The organism is Paenibacillus polymyxa (assembly GCF_015710975.1).
Classification (GTDB): Bacteria; Bacillota; Bacilli; order Paenibacillales; family Paenibacillaceae; genus Paenibacillus; species Paenibacillus polymyxa.
The window spans coordinates 5,321,932-5,336,230 of record NZ_CP049783.1; the positions used below are offsets into that span (position 1 = coordinate 5,321,932).

Here is a 14,299-nt window from a genome sequence, read left to right on the forward strand (position 1 = left end):
CCTCCCATTCAACATGAAGATTGATGTATGGTAAAAAATAGATTGCAATCGACACTTGCTGAGCCGTTCCAGCGATTGGAATCCAGTTGCAGTGATGTCATATAAAATACAAAGGGCACTCCGTCATGATCTATATGCTTCACAGCCTCCAGCCTCTGCCTCAGCGCGCCAGCATCATAATTTAGCCTAACCACTGCATTCGTTCCTTTCCATTCCACGAAGCCTGCTCCTGTATTAGGCTGAATACGGCTGATCAAAAGCTCCTCCACATCCCACGGCTTGACGTTCATACTAGACGTTTCAAACTCAAAATGATCTGTGACAGTAAGCCTTGCTCCCTCGTTTCCCTCCAGTACACTCCAGGCAAAAGAACGGGTGAAAACAGCCAATTCATCTACAGCATAAGCAGATGTCAAGTCGAGCTTAAAGCTTGTAACTTTCTGTGCTCCCTCCTGCTCATCCATAGCAACATCCAGCACGACCGCCCTTGCCTTTGCCCCAGATTGCTGTGTGGTCCCATTGATGATAGGCACGGAATGACCGCTGGAGGAGATATTGATAATCGACTCCCGTCCCGGTGAAAAATAGGCTTTCGTGTATAAGCCTGCTCCCAGATCACAGAGTAAATTTTCGCCGCCGCCATGAAGGATGAAATGTCCAAGATCATTATGATTGTGCGGCTCATTGTTATGCCCACCCTTGGCTGAAAAAGCAAGTATTGCATCTGAATGATCCTGCTGCCCCCCAGATCCATGATGACTAGAACTGAGGCTACGGCACATCAACCAGCCGAGTTGCGGCAAATAATCGATTTCGGCTTCACCGCATCCATACACCAAGGGATTCGTCCAGACTAGGTTACGCAATACATGAGCCCAGCGGCGACACGGATCTTCCAACAAACCAGGTACGCGAAAAGGAAGTGTAGATGGGCGTCCTTGCAAATAATTCACATGAGAGATGAGTCCGGAAGGTAACCGTTCAGTTTCACTACTATCTGAATAATTAGCGAAAATACCGTCCGACAAATGGACCCGTTCTGCGAAGGCTGCGATTTGCCTTACCTTTTCCGAGTTCAAAATATCCACAGCTCCCTCGGTAAACTCACGTAGCATATCGGCAAAATATATAAAGTACCCAAAGCCATACACCCAATAACCTACGCCTTCGGGACATCCCCCGTCCTCTCTGTAGCCTGCCAAAAAACAATCCAGTGCGCCCAGCATACGCTCGATGGCTACCGCTTTGGAAAAGTCGTCTTTTGCCAGCAGCAATGCAGCAATTCCGCAACCCGAAGCGCATACTGCCGACCAGTTATGCTCTGCCGTTTCCCAATCATAATGATGAGGCTGCCAAAAAACAGGTTCCAGTACACGGTGTTCAACCTCTTTGTGCACCTGAACGACTACGTGATCAGCCAGCTTTTCTCCAAGCAGCAATAAAATTTCAACCAGCATTTGCGCTGTTTCGGACGCGAATAAATCCACCTGCTGCCAAGGCGGTGTTACAGTGTCCTCTTCGTTGACATGTGCAGGAAGCGCCCAAGTGTACTCGCTGCATATGTCCAGCAGTCCGCTTTCCACCTCTTTCATCTTCCGAGGCACCGGATCGGCAACAGCTGCCAGCACGATAGCAACTAGTCGTCCGCGCCGTTCGAAGTATACATCCTCATACGGCTTGCGCTCCCCTGTATTAGCAAATTGCCGGAACAGAGACAATGGTAGTTCAGGCCAAGGCGCTTCCCGAACATCATTGCAGATGCGTTCGATGTCCTTCCAAAGCTCGGCGAATGCCGGTTTATCGACAGTTGCCCGTAGCCTTTGGGTCCAATTGCTCCTTAACCGTTGTCTTGCTGAACCCTGCACTCCGCCAGCCAGCGCGTTGACGAGCCGCGAAGCAGGCCAAGCCTCCTTCAGAAGACTCATTCGCATTTCCTCCCCATGAGAAGCATTCGTTTCACCCTCTTTTGTTAACGCTTTCATTGTATCTAACAATCAGCCTAAATTCAAAGGGGTAGGAATACAATTGGAAAAATATAAAAGAACCTCCACGCCACGTTGTCGTGGTCATGAAGGTTCTTATTTACATTCTTAAGCTCCGTCCAGGTTCGCTTTGGTCCATTTTTCTAAGTTTTAGGCTTCTCTTGTTTCCAGTTTCTAATCCCGTCATCCTCTAGAATCCCCAATGCGGCATCTGAAATATTAGGATCACGCAGCAGAGCATCCTCGACTCTAAATTTGATATCATCAGCATCGGCCAGCGTCATGCCCGAAGTAAGCTCAATTACCCCTTCGACGTGATAGTAACGCCCCTCCTGCAAAATACGCATTTGAGAAATATCGGTCACATGTGTATCTGCCAGGATAATGGAAGCCACACGTTCTTCGATATCGGGAGGTGCTGATACACCAATCAAGCCCACCATGTTGTCATAACCGACCCGGAACGCTACACCGACCATCAGACAGCCGATGAGAATACTCGAAATTCCGTCCAGCAACTTAAAATCTGTCAGCGATGTGACCACTACAGCTAGCAGGGCGAGTACCCCACCTGTCGTTGCAACCAAATCCTCATAGAACACCAAACGGGTTGGTGGCGCAGCACGTCCCACATGACGAAAGGCAGAGGTAAAAATACTTAGCCCCTTCGCTTCCACTCTGGATTCATGCAGCACTTCTTTCATCGCTTTGCTCCATACAAATCCGTCAACCGCCAATGACAAAACCAGCACCACTACATTAATCCAAAATCCTTGTGCAGATTCAGCCGGATGCTGTAGCAAATGAATTCCTTCCAATGCAGTTTCGTAGGCCATAATCGTTACGACAATAACAGCAACCATACAAAAAAGATTAATTACCCGTCCAAAGCCAGTAGGAAAACGTTTCGTAGGTTTTTTCTCTGCCAATACACTGCCCGCAAATACAAACATTTGGTTCACTGCATCCGCAATGGAATGCATCATCGTAGCAAACATAGAGCCACTGCCTGTCAAGGCAAAAGCAATCCCCTTAATCAGGGCAATGCCGGTATTACCCAACGCTGCCGAGCCTGAAGATTTATTTCCTTTTTTGACCATACTCCAAAAGGAGTCCTCTCTCTGTTTCACTTCCATCTTGTAGCTCCTCCTGAGGTATACATAATCTGACATATCCACATTATGTAATCGCTTGTTATGTATTATTTTTAACCCGTCCATATTCTACCTAACCAACTGAGGAGAATCAATACAAATGATAATATATTCCTTCGAAAAAGAATGCTCCACGCCACCCTACGGCATGAAGCATTCTCGTTACAACCTGCTATCAGATAAACACATATAAACAATTAATCGGTTTCTAAATTACCAGCTAGATTTCGTAATGCCTGGTATTTGGCCTTTATGGGCCAGCTCGCGGAACGCAATTCGGGACAGCTTGAATTTGCGCAGGTATCCTCTCGGTCTGCCTGTCAGCTCGCAACGGTTTTTCAAGCGGGTTGGGGATGAGTCCCGAGGAAGCTTTTGCAAAGCCTCATAGTCCCCTTTTGCTTTTAATTCACGTCTCAAATCCGCATATTTCGCTACAATTTCCTGACGTTTCTTCTCTTTTACGACTTTCGATTTCTTGGCCATGTACAATTCCTCCTTGTTATATATGCCAATCATAAAGGTTCCCCATCGCGATCGCGGGACGGAAGGGCACAAATATGGACATGCTTTTGCATTTTAATAGTAATAATTACGATTAATGTTTAATATACCTCTGCTTCAAGTAGATTGTCAACTCAAACATTTCAAAACACTATACAGCAAAAAGCCGTTGCTCTAGCAGAACCGTTTCATTGCGGTGAACGGTCTGCCGTGACAACGGCACAAAACTTGCTGAGTTAACTTCGTTCATTCAGCCAAATGGCAAGCCACCCAGTGATCTGGGCGAGCTTCACGATAGAATGGAATCTCTTGAGAACAGCGGTCGATTGCAAAGGGGCAGCGCGTATGAAACTTGCAGCCCGAAGGCGGATTCACCGGACTTGGAATATCTCCTTTGAGCAAAATTCGTTCTCTTTTTAGCTTCGGCACTGGTATAGGCACAGCCGACAGCAACGCCTTCGTATACGGATGCAGCGGATTGCCGAATAACTCGTCACGCGAAGCTGTTTCGACCATAGAGCCTAGGTACATCACGCCAATACGAGAACATAAATGTTCAACTACGCTCAAATCGTGGGAGATGAACAAATATGTCAGACCCCGCTCGGCCTGCAATTTGGCAAAAAGGTTAATAATCTGCGCCTGTATGGACACATCCAGCGCTGACACCGGCTCATCAGCGATGATCAGATCCGGTTGAAGCGCCAGCGCGCGGGCAATGCCAATCCGTTGACGCTGACCTCCCGAAAATTCATGCGGGAAACGGTCGATATGATATTCCGACAATCCGCACAGCATAAGTACGTCCAGCACGATCTGCCGGACCTCCTCTTTGGTAGCTATACCGTGGTCGAGCAGCGCCTCACCAATGGCATCTCCGATCCGTACACGCGGATTCAGCGAGCTGTACGGGTCTTGAAAGATCAGCTGAATTTTAGGACGAAGTTCCTGCATCCCTTTGGCCGACAAGCTGTGGAGATCCACCCCTTTGTATTTTACGGTACCATCTGTTTTATCCGTCAATCTGACAATTGTGCGGCCCACCGTGCTTTTACCGCTCCCCGATTCCCCCACCAGACCGAAGGTTTCACCCTGACGGATCGTAAAGCTTATATCGTCTACTGCCCGCACGTGCCCTGTAGTACGATTCATAAAACCGGACTTCACCGGGAAGTATGTTTTTAAACGGTCTATTTCCAAAAACGGCTCAGCCATAAACAACCGCCTCCTCATACAACCAGCAGGATGCTTTCTGCTGAGCTGAAACTTCTTTTAATGTAGGCTCCTTTACACGACAAATGTCCATGCAATGCCCGCAGCGGTCATGAAAATAACAGGAAGTCGTCAGCTCCAGTGGATTAGGTACCTGTCCGGGGATGGAATACAGCTCCTTTTGGCGCTGATTAAGCACCGGTTTGGACTTGAGCAACCCCTGTGTATAGGGATGCTTGGGGTGATTGAATAGCTGCACCACTTCGCCTTCCTCGACGATCTTGCCCGCATACATCACGATTACATAATCGGCCATCTCCGCAACAACACCCAGATCATGGGTGATTAGCATGAGCGACATATTGGATTGGGCTTTAAATTCACGCAGCATGTCGAGAATCTGTGCCTGAATTGTTACATCTAGTGCCGTGGTCGGCTCATCCGCAATAAGCAGCTTGGGTCCGCAAGAAACAGCAATAGCAATCATAATTCGCTGCAGCATCCCTCCGCTCAGTTCATGGGGGTAGCTTTTTAAAATCTGCTCCGGTCGGGATATGCCGACCTGTTCAATCAGCTCTAGCGCCCGCTTGCGAGCTTGCTTTCGGCCCATCTTTAAGTGCTCAATCAGTGGCTCAGACAGTTGTTCACCAATGGTCATCACCGGATTTAATGAAGACATCGGCTCCTGAAAAATCATAGAGATTTCATGTCCGCGAATCGTGCGCATCTCATTTCTACTAAGCTCTAGCAGATCGGTTTCCTCAAAACGGATACTTCCACCTGCCACTTTACCACCGGGACTCTGAATCAGGCCCATGATCGACATGGCGGTAATACTTTTGCCGCAGCCCGATTCACCGACAATGCATACCGTCTCCCCCGGCTTCACGCGAAAGCTGATATCATCCACCGCTTTGACCGTTCCTTCTTCTGTATAAAAATGAGTGCTTAAATGTTCAATGGAAAGTAAATTGTCCATGGTGCATGATCACCTACCTCTTATGTTTCGGGTCGAGTACATCCCGCAGCCCGTCACCAAAAATATTAATAGCGATGACTGTTGCAAAAATAGACAGGCCTGGTGGTATCCACAACCAAGGTCGTTGCTGAAAATCCAGTACATTGTTGGCGGCATCAATCATATTGCCCCAAGTCGGTGTCGTGGGCAACACGCCAAGACCAAAGAAGCTGAGTACAGATTCACTAAGGATGGCTCCGCCAATGTTCAATGTAGCGATAACGATCAACAATGGCAAAATATTCGGCAGCAGATGCTTAAAGAGCTTTCGGCGATTCGATAGTCCTAGTACCGTCGCTGCCTGCATAAATTCACGTTCTCGCAAACTAAGCATCTGACCTCTCACCATCCGTGCAATCCCCGGCCAGTTGACCAGACTCAGCATCAACATGACGATATACATCCGTTGATCAGGCGGAACCTTCCAGTCAGATAACAGCGCACCCATAATAAATAGCAATGGCAAACTGGGTATAGTCAGCAGCAAATCGGCAATGCGCATAATGATTTGATCCGCAATTCCGCGAAAATAGGCGGATATAACCCCAGCGTTGCTCCTAAAAGACAGACAACACCATAGAAGCCAAACCCACAGTAAGAGAAATTTGACCTGCCTGCATCACACGTGTCAGCACATCCCGTCCCAGCTTGTCTGTTCCTAGCCAGTGATGGATATTCGGCGCCTTGTTCATTATTAATATGTTCGTTTTGTTATCGGAATAAGGAGAAAATAACGGACCGATAAAACAGAGCAAAAACATAAATACCACGACGAGCAGCCCAGCCATAGCAAGCTTGTTTCTGAACAGCTGCCGGAGCGCTTGCTGCCACATTGAAGATTTGGCATTTAATCGCAGTCTGCCGTTGCTCTTGCTCAAATTACTGCTCACGGATGACATTCCATAGCCTCCTTCTTACACTTTCACACGCGGGTCAGCAATGCGATACAAAATATCGGATAACAGCGTCCCGATCACGCTCAATATGGCAATCAGCATCGTAAAGCCCATCAGCAGCGGATAATCCCGAAGCGAAAAAGACTGCATGTACAACTGACCGATCCCGGGCCAGTTAAAAATCTTTTCGATAATCAGAGATCCGCCAAACAGCGCAGGCAATTCAAAGCCAACGAGCGTAATGGCAGGCAATAGTGCATTTCTCAATGCGTGTGTAAAAAGCACCTTTCTTTCCATTAAGCCCTTTGCACGAGCTGTACGGATATAATCCTGCTGGATCACGTCGATCATATTGCTGCGGAAGTAACGGGTCAGCGAACCCAAGCCCAGCAGTGTCATCACGATCACCGGCAAGGTCATATGCTGGAGAACCTCCTTCACATACTCCATGCCTGTAGCGTTACTACCCGTATTGAGCATCCCGCCCGGTGGCAGCCATTTCAGATCGACCGCCGCAATTTTGATTAGATACAGTCCGATAAAAAAAGAGGGTACAGACATCGCGGCAAAAATCACCACCATGACCAGTGTATCGAACCATGAATACTGCTTGTAAGCAGCAACCACACCAATAATGACTGCAATCAGCCAGGTCAGGAAGGTGGATACAATGGCCAACAAGAATGAATTCCAGATATATTCATTAAATAAGGTTAGCACCGGTTTCTGTTGAGCGAGCGAATAGCCGAAATTACCATGCAGCGCATTGCCTAGCCAGTTTCCGTAGCGCTCAAGAATAGGCTTATTCAACCCGTAAATTTCCCTCAGCTCCGCTTTTCTCTCCGGCGACAGCTTCAGATTACCGCTAATGAAATCTCCCGGTGTCATGGCATACAGAAAAAAAATCATCATCGAAGCGGCCAACAAAATAATAATCATGTACGTCAGTCTTTTCGTTAAAAACGAGCTCATGACAGACTCCTTTCAATTCATGGTCGGGCTACTCATTACGCGTCCTCCATTTGGCGGACCCCTTGATCCGAACCTGAAGTTCTTCACAAGGGGCCCGCAAAGGTGGCTTATTTAAGGGACCACTCGAACAGATTACCAGACAAACCAATGAATGGGCTGACCTTTACATGTTCCATTCGACCATTGTAAGCATATACAGTCTTCTTGTAGTTGGTGAAAATAACGGGTAGTTCATCATTTAGCAGTACATATAATTCCTTATATATTTTCTTACGCTCTTCCATATTCGTCGTAGCCAAACCTTTTTCATAGAGCTCTTTGAGCTTCGGATTGTTATATCCCTTGATTTCACCATTGACGAACGGCTCGATTCCATCAGATGGGTCTGTCAGCATGGCTGTCGAGAAGGCGGCGAGATCATAATCTTTACCTTCCACTTTGGCGACCATTGCATTAAAGTCTGCAAAGATTTCCGGTTGCAAGTCAACGCCAATCGCTTTATAGTTTTCAGCCGCAAGCGCGATAAAGGTGTCTGTTTCTGGACGTTTGGAGGTCAGCAAGTGAATGGTCAGCTTCTGGCCGTTTTTCTCACGAATGCCATCACTGCCTTCTACCCAGCCCGCTTCATCCAGCAGCTTTTTCGCTTGCTCCGGGTCATAGTTGTATGGATTGATTCCATCGGTCGTGTATGACCAGAATATAGGAGAAGCTGGAATGTTGGCGACCGCCCCTGCTCCCTGTGCTGCGTCAACATAAATGCTTTTGCGATCCAATCCATAGGTCAACGCTTGACGAACCTTTTTATCCTTCAGCTTTTCATTTTCCAGATTGACTTGCAAATATCCATAGGTGCTCGGTGTATAAGGCAAAATATTCAAAAAGCCGAGTCCTTTCAGCTTGTCGATATTTTCTTGCGTTGCGGTAAAGGAAGCAAAATCGGTATCCCCTGTTTCGATGAATTGCCAAGCATCGCCTTCCGCTGTCTTATATATGAAGTGTTTCGTTTTCGGTTTGCCTTTAAAAAAGTGATCGTTTGCCTCCAGACGAACTTCTTGCCCTGGAATGAATTTTTCCAACTTATATGCCCCATTCCCCAATGGGCTACCATGCAAATTTTTAAAATAATCCAGCTGTCCGAACTTATAATCCTTGCCGTAGTAAGCTTTGGACAATACATATTCACCGAGAATAGTCAGAGCCAGCGCGTTTGGCTTTTCCAATGTCACAGAAATAGTCTGTGGATCAATTACCTTAATTCCATCAATTTGTTGTGCCTTGCCTTCCGTATAGGCTTTGCCGCCTTTAATGTTCAGCTTTCGGATTTGGCTATCGCCCGGATAGGCTTTGTCATAGATTAACGTCCAGGTAAATGCGACATCCTCTGCTGTCAAAGGTGAGCCATCGCTGAATTGGGTATTGGGAACCAGATGAAACGTATATGTTAAATTATCCTTGGAAATATCCCAGCTCTTCGCCAGATTGGGCAGCGGAAGTCCCTTCTCATCTACCGTAACCAGCGGAGTCCATAACTGCGAAATGACGTTGCCGTCATAGCCGCTTTGGTTAAAATACGGCGTAAATACTCCGGCCGGGTCAGTCAGGCCTACAATAATGGTGTCGTTTCTTTTTTTGGACACTTCCGGCAATTTGGACATATCAGAAGCCTTTACCAGACTTGTTAATGGCTGCGCTGTAGCAGTTGTCTGTGTGTCCCCATTATTTTGGGCAGTAGTATTGTTGTTGCTTTCCGATCCACCGTTAGAGCAAGCTGCCAGCAAGGTAGAGCTCGCCAGAAGTAGACTGCTAAGTAAAATAATACCCTTTTTCAACATAATCCCCCCGAGTTAAATGATTAAATTCCGATAGAACAAGTTGTGATTAAGAAGATAAACCTCATTATAGGAATTTATTAGGGTTCTGTAAAGGGAGAACTGCATTTTTTTATATAAAAACTCTGCTCATCAATATCTATCCGAATTCTTGTACAAATATAAATAAAACCTCTCAATCCCTAATAGTAGATTGAGAGGCTGTCTCTTATTTATTGTTATATTATTTTTTTATAGCATGGATATAATGAATCGTTTCGAATGCGGACAAATAATCTGCCCTCTCACCAAAGAAAAGGCTATTTATTGTATCCGGGGATAGATGTTCATAAATTAGTAAATCTGAAGCTTCTAACATTCCCTCAATTTCATCATAAGCAAAGCATGATTTCATGGGTTCACCACTTACTGAAGCCATTTTCACCATATTTTCAACTCGATTAGACATGCCTTTCTCTTTAAAAAGGTTTTCATCTGCATAGTCAAAAACGATCGAACTCCCCGATGGGACCTTGGTAAACAAATGATTTATTAATCTTGAAATTTCCTCCTTAGTTAAATAATAAGAAACACCCAGAAGGCTAAAGAATGTTTTTTTATTAGCAAACCCTTCATCCAATAGATTGGAATACGAAAATGGATGGGCAAAGTCCATAGAAACCAGATGAAGATTGCTCGGTATTTTTAAATTTGCATGAGCTAACCTTTTCTTTTTAGATTCCTGTGTTGCTGGATGATCCATTTCAAATATTTCTAAGCTATTTTTCAATTCTGGATGTCGGAAACAAAACGTATCTAACCCGGCCCCTAGTATGACATACTGCTGTAATCCTAACCTAACTTCATTAAGTAATACTTTTTCACAATATGCAGCACGTGCTAAGGTCGTTGGAGAAAGTTGAACTTGTGTAATCCATTTTAAAATTTCATCCGGATCATCTTGGAACCTTTGCGCAATATCTTTATTGAAAAACGCTATTCCTTTAATCATATTCTCTCTGATATCTGAAAACTCATTTTGGGAAATTAAATCTTTAGCCATAAAATCATCAAAAATTTTGGGTGTGTCATGTTGACTATGATATGCTCGGCCAAAAGCTGATATTAAGGAAGTTAAACTAGACTCATTTGGCTTCATACATTGATCCTCCCATAAAAACAAAAATAAGATTCCCCTGGCCAGGAGAACCTTATTATAATATCAATATAATTAATTGTAAATTATAGCACAAATAAATAATTTTGTCAATGATTAATATTGCGACCTACCTTCGCTCCATATAACCAAGGATACTCTCATGCATCTCATCCACAGCCGTAAGCCGTGCACTGTAGCCAAGCAATGTTTCGCCATCAAAATGTGCATGAATAAAGCCAGCGGCACGGAGCTTAAATATATGATCATGCGTGATTCCCTTGGATAGCTTGAGATGACGGACAATCTCAATGAAGGTTCGCGGGGACTGGCTTTGGTACAAATATTTTAAAATCTTGAGCCTGCTCTTCTCCCCTAAACTTCGAATCATTCGGTATTCCTGTGGTGATAAAAAATCATCCTCCTGAACATATACTCCTCCGGAATAATGACATAACAAAAGTGACCCAAATCGATAAATAATATTCATCGGCTGAAAATGATATTGCGGTACCAGCAACACCTGCGTCAGTCCAGCGGAAGGCTCGAATCGGAAGCCATTAGTTATACGATCCACCCGCTCCATAGAGCTATATGCGTTCTCCTCCCGTTTTCTGCATTCAGCTTCCAGTTCCAGGCCGCTAAGGATACTTGTATCCACGTGACGAAAATACTCCTCGTTCCAGCCGGATAGCAGTTGCAAAGCAAGTTTACGGAGGTTCTCCATGTCGTCAGACAGCGGAATCCCATAGGCTGATGCCTGTTGCTTTAGTTCCTGTAAAGACTGGCTTTCCAAACGATCCACGACCTCTTCAACGCCCCCCTGATCAGAAAGCATACATACAAGTCCATAAATAATTTTCCAGTCTGCATTGATTTCCATGGACTCCAGTAACGCGGACAGCCTCGGAGACAGCGTTCCACGCACTTGGTCCGCCCATCTGGATGCTATTAAATCTGTCTTCTTATACGCTTTACGACAAATAAAAGTGTGTAAGCTGCTGAGCAGTTCAAACACTGGTCCATATGCTACATGTACATCATAAGGAGCATTCACGTCGTGACTCATCGCTTTCTGTCCTCTTTTCTTTCATATCTGATGTCCATTATACATACTATCGTACATCCGTTCATTCTTAGTGATTCATTCATACGAAAATGAAGGCACAATACTGATGCAAAGCCAAAGTCAGTCCCATCCGAGTCAAACTGTTTATCTATAAAATAAAAAAGGTTGTCTCCCACCAAAAATCGCAGGAGACAACCTTTGAATACATACATTTTCTTTTAACGGGTGGGAAAACGAGAGGTGTCTTTCTTGACCTGGCTCCAGGTATAACGCAACATCCAGGTATCCCACTCCGTAATTTTAGGAGAATTTCCGGCCCACATAATCGTAGGCACAGGGAACCCGCCAGGTGGACGCTCGTGCTCTTCATAGAAATCAGGCAAGCCGAATCCATGCCCCATCTCATGCTCTGTGATCTGAACTTCATCCGAATTCAAGGTGCTCAGGATATAATCATCAGGCATACGTTGTCCCCAGTCACCACCGGCTCCACCCTGAAAATTAGACGTTCCCCATAAGTACATATCAAATCGCTTGTCCAGTCCCCCCGGATACGTATAGTTAGGGTCCATAAAATGTTCAAATCTCGACAGTGCATTAGGAGCAACCGGAAGTTTTGCCGGAATATTGGGGTCTGTTTTACTTAAGTCATCGGTAATCGTATCCGTGTAAACGATTTCATTCGATTGTTTGTTAAGAATCTGCGACGGATTTGCAACGGCCCAGCCTACTATTTTTACAGTAATATAATTATACGGCCAGCCGTCATATCCTTTTAGCTGCTTATTCCAGTTATTTATTTGGCGACTTAGCATGGAAGCCATATCTTTACGCTGCTGAAGAGTGATATTTTTAGAGGATTGCCAGCGTACTACATAATTTATCGTTCCTTTTCCCGCATAAATTTGATCAAAAATCAAATTTTTACGGTTGGTCGAGCCTTCTTTGACTATCCTATTCTTCCAAACCCATTCTACCGAAGGCTTAAATTTAGCAGGTATTTCAGCGGCAGCCAAGCTATTACTCGTTATTTCTATATTCGAGGTGCTTTCATAATCTGAGGCTGCTGAACCGACATTAGCTCCGCCAACCAGTAAAGAAGCAGCCATTACCAATGAAAAAGAAGCCATGATCATTCCTTTTTTCTTCGGCATTTTTTCAACCTCCGTACCTGTTATTTTTACGAGCACATTCAAAATAACAAACGTTTATCTCTCACCTACACCCACTCTCAATTTTGAATTAAATAACAATTTTATATTATCATTGGAATAATATACCGTCAAACAAAAAGATCCCCTCTTCATAGAGAGGGGATCAGCATCCATAGAGTAGCGTTGTATTCCTACTCTATGGATTTCAACGCCGATTCAGCCAGTGAAGCTAGCAACTTCGCTGTTCCCGGCAGCGCGCGTTCGTCCAGATCAAAGGCAGGATGATGCCATTCCTGGCTTCCCGCAGTGCCGATAAAGACAAACACACCTGGGACGTTCTTCTGATAAAATCCAAAGTCCTCGCTTGCCGAGGAAGGTATAGGGCGAACGACCTCCAGACCAACCGCTTCGGCCGCCTGCACCGCGATAACAGCCAACTTACCGTCGTTCAGTACAGGTGGAGGGCCCTCAATCCAGCGAATGGTCGCTTTCGTGCCAAAAGCATCGGCTACGCCCTTGACGACCTGCTCGAAGCGTTCAGCCACCTGAGCTCGGACGTTCTCGTCAAAGGTGCGAATGGTTCCGTCCAAATGAGCGCGGTCCGGAATGATGTTCCAGGCATTGCCACTGTGCAGCTTCGTGACACTGATGACCGCGCTATCGAGCGGGTTAACGCTCCTGCTCACAATCGATTGCAGTGCCGTAATGATATGCGACGATACCACAATGGGGTCAATCCCTGCATGCGGAACTGCCGCATGTGTGCTCAAGCCCTCCACCTCAATGTAAAATCCGTCTGCCGCTGCCATTAGCGGTCCTTCTTTGATACCGACCGTGCCTACGGGCAGGTCTGGTTTGTTATGCAGGCCGAAGATGGCCTGTACCCCTGCCAGCGCACCGCTTTCCAGCACTTGGGCAGCGCCTTTGGCTTTCTCCTCGGCTGGCTGGAACACCAGTCGAACCGTCCCTTTCAGCTTTTGCTCCCGCTGCTTCAGCAATGCGGCTGCACCTAACAGGGATGCCGTATGAAAATCATGCCCACAGGCATGCATCTTGCCAGGATGTAGCGAAGCATAGGGCAATCCCGTCTCCTCCTGGATGGGCAGTGCATCAATGTCTGCACGAAGCGCAACCGTTGGACCTTCCTGCTGTCCGCCGATTTCCGCTACCAATCCGGTACGCAGCGGCACATCCAGAATCGTTATATTCTGTTCTTCGAGCAGGCGGCGAATATAGGCAGTAGTTTCAACCTCCTCGTTAGACAGCTCGGGATAACGGTGCAGATGACGGCGAATTTCCACCAGCTTCTGCTCCAAAACCTGCTCCTTTGTCCCGGTTGATCCACTCATCCCTATTCCTCCTTTGTGAATCCATTAT

11 protein-coding genes and 1 pseudogene are annotated in these 14,299 nt (G+C 46.0%); all 12 read right to left on the reverse strand.

Annotated elements, in window-relative coordinates; all coding sequences use genetic code 11:
• Positions 1–8: 8 nt before the first annotated feature.
• The 12 genes and pseudogenes from G7035_RS24070 to G7035_RS24125 all read right to left on the reverse strand — a co-directional run bounded on the left by G7035_RS24070 (position 9) and on the right by G7035_RS24125 (position 14,271).
• Entirely contained in the window at positions 9–1,925 is a 1,917-nt protein-coding gene (locus G7035_RS24070) for a heparinase II/III domain-containing protein (RefSeq protein WP_029515008.1), read from the reverse strand.
• A 200-nt stretch (positions 1,926–2,125) separates the two neighbouring features.
• Positions 2,126–3,118, reverse strand: a complete 993-nt coding sequence (locus G7035_RS24075) for a cation diffusion facilitator family transporter (protein ID WP_019687091.1) — start codon at positions 3,116–3,118, stop codon at positions 2,126–2,128.
• Between the two features lie 231 nt (positions 3,119–3,349).
• The gene (rpsN, locus tag G7035_RS24080) at positions 3,350–3,619 is read right to left on the reverse strand and encodes a 30S ribosomal protein S14 (RefSeq protein WP_016821123.1); all 270 of its coding nucleotides are present in this window, start codon (positions 3,617–3,619) and stop codon (positions 3,350–3,352) included.
• Between the two features lie 264 nt (positions 3,620–3,883).
• Complete coding sequence (locus tag G7035_RS24085) at positions 3,884–4,852, reverse strand: ABC transporter ATP-binding protein (protein ID WP_019687090.1); 969 nt, start codon at positions 4,850–4,852, stop codon at positions 3,884–3,886.
• Positions 4,845–5,828, reverse strand: coding sequence for an ABC transporter ATP-binding protein (locus G7035_RS24090; RefSeq protein WP_019687089.1), 984 nt, complete (start codon positions 5,826–5,828; stop codon positions 4,845–4,847). Before G7035_RS24090 ends, G7035_RS24085 begins: the two co-directional genes overlap by 8 nt.
• Positions 5,829–5,841: 13 nt before the next feature.
• Positions 5,842–6,766, reverse strand: a pseudogene (locus G7035_RS24095) (ABC transporter permease).
• A 15-nt stretch (positions 6,767–6,781) separates the two neighbouring features.
• Positions 6,782–7,735: an ABC transporter permease gene (locus G7035_RS24100; RefSeq protein WP_019687087.1), complete on the reverse strand. Its 954-nt coding sequence runs from the start codon at positions 7,733–7,735 to the stop codon at positions 6,782–6,784.
• 107 nt (positions 7,736–7,842) lie between these two features.
• Positions 7,843–9,567, reverse strand: coding sequence for an ABC transporter substrate-binding protein (locus tag G7035_RS24105; RefSeq protein WP_017428377.1), 1,725 nt, complete (start codon positions 9,565–9,567; stop codon positions 7,843–7,845).
• 220 nt (positions 9,568–9,787) lie between these two features.
• A complete protein-coding gene (locus tag G7035_RS24110) occupies positions 9,788–10,702 on the reverse strand; it encodes a class I SAM-dependent methyltransferase (RefSeq protein ID WP_017428376.1) in 915 nt (304 codons plus the stop codon).
• A gap of 127 nt (positions 10,703–10,829) precedes the next feature.
• On the reverse strand, positions 10,830–11,768 hold the full coding sequence (locus G7035_RS24115) for an ArsR family transcriptional regulator (RefSeq protein ID WP_019687086.1): 939 nt from the start codon (positions 11,766–11,768) through the stop codon (positions 10,830–10,832).
• 218 nt (positions 11,769–11,986) lie between these two features.
• The gene (locus tag G7035_RS24120; RefSeq protein ID WP_019687085.1) at positions 11,987–12,922 is read right to left on the reverse strand and encodes a hypothetical protein; all 936 of its coding nucleotides are present in this window, start codon (positions 12,920–12,922) and stop codon (positions 11,987–11,989) included.
• Between the two features lie 191 nt (positions 12,923–13,113).
• Positions 13,114–14,271, reverse strand: a complete 1,158-nt coding sequence (locus tag G7035_RS24125) for an amidohydrolase (protein ID WP_019687084.1) — start codon at positions 14,269–14,271, stop codon at positions 13,114–13,116.
• Positions 14,272–14,299 lie beyond the last annotated feature (28 nt).

Bases quoted from the DNA above. Each gene is read 5' to 3' on its own strand.
- G7035_RS24070 (WP_029515008.1), bottom strand. From the start codon at position 1,925: ATGAGTCTTCTGAAGGAGGCTTGGCCTGCTTCGCGGCTCGTCAACGCG.
- G7035_RS24075 (WP_019687091.1), bottom strand. From the start codon at position 3,118: ATGGAAGTGAAACAGAGAGAGGACTCCTTTTGGAGTATGGTCAAAAAA.
- rpsN (WP_016821123.1), bottom strand. From the start codon at position 3,619: ATGGCCAAGAAATCGAAAGTCGTAAAAGAGAAGAAACGTCAGGAAATT.
- G7035_RS24085 (WP_019687090.1), bottom strand. From the start codon at position 4,852: ATGGCTGAGCCGTTTTTGGAAATAGACCGTTTAAAAACATACTTCCCG.
- G7035_RS24090 (WP_019687089.1), bottom strand. From the start codon at position 5,828: ATGGACAATTTACTTTCCATTGAACATTTAAGCACTCATTTTTATACA.
- G7035_RS24100 (WP_019687087.1), bottom strand. From the start codon at position 7,735: ATGAGCTCGTTTTTAACGAAAAGACTGACGTACATGATTATTATTTTG.
- G7035_RS24105 (WP_017428377.1), bottom strand. From the start codon at position 9,567: ATGTTGAAAAAGGGTATTATTTTACTTAGCAGTCTACTTCTGGCGAGC.
- G7035_RS24110 (WP_017428376.1), bottom strand. From the start codon at position 10,702: ATGAAGCCAAATGAGTCTAGTTTAACTTCCTTAATATCAGCTTTTGGC.
- G7035_RS24115 (WP_019687086.1), bottom strand. From the start codon at position 11,768: ATGAGTCACGACGTGAATGCTCCTTATGATGTACATGTAGCATATGGA.
- G7035_RS24120 (WP_019687085.1), bottom strand. From the start codon at position 12,922: ATGCCGAAGAAAAAAGGAATGATCATGGCTTCTTTTTCATTGGTAATG.
- G7035_RS24125 (WP_019687084.1), bottom strand. From the start codon at position 14,271: ATGAGTGGATCAACCGGGACAAAGGAGCAGGTTTTGGAGCAGAAGCTG.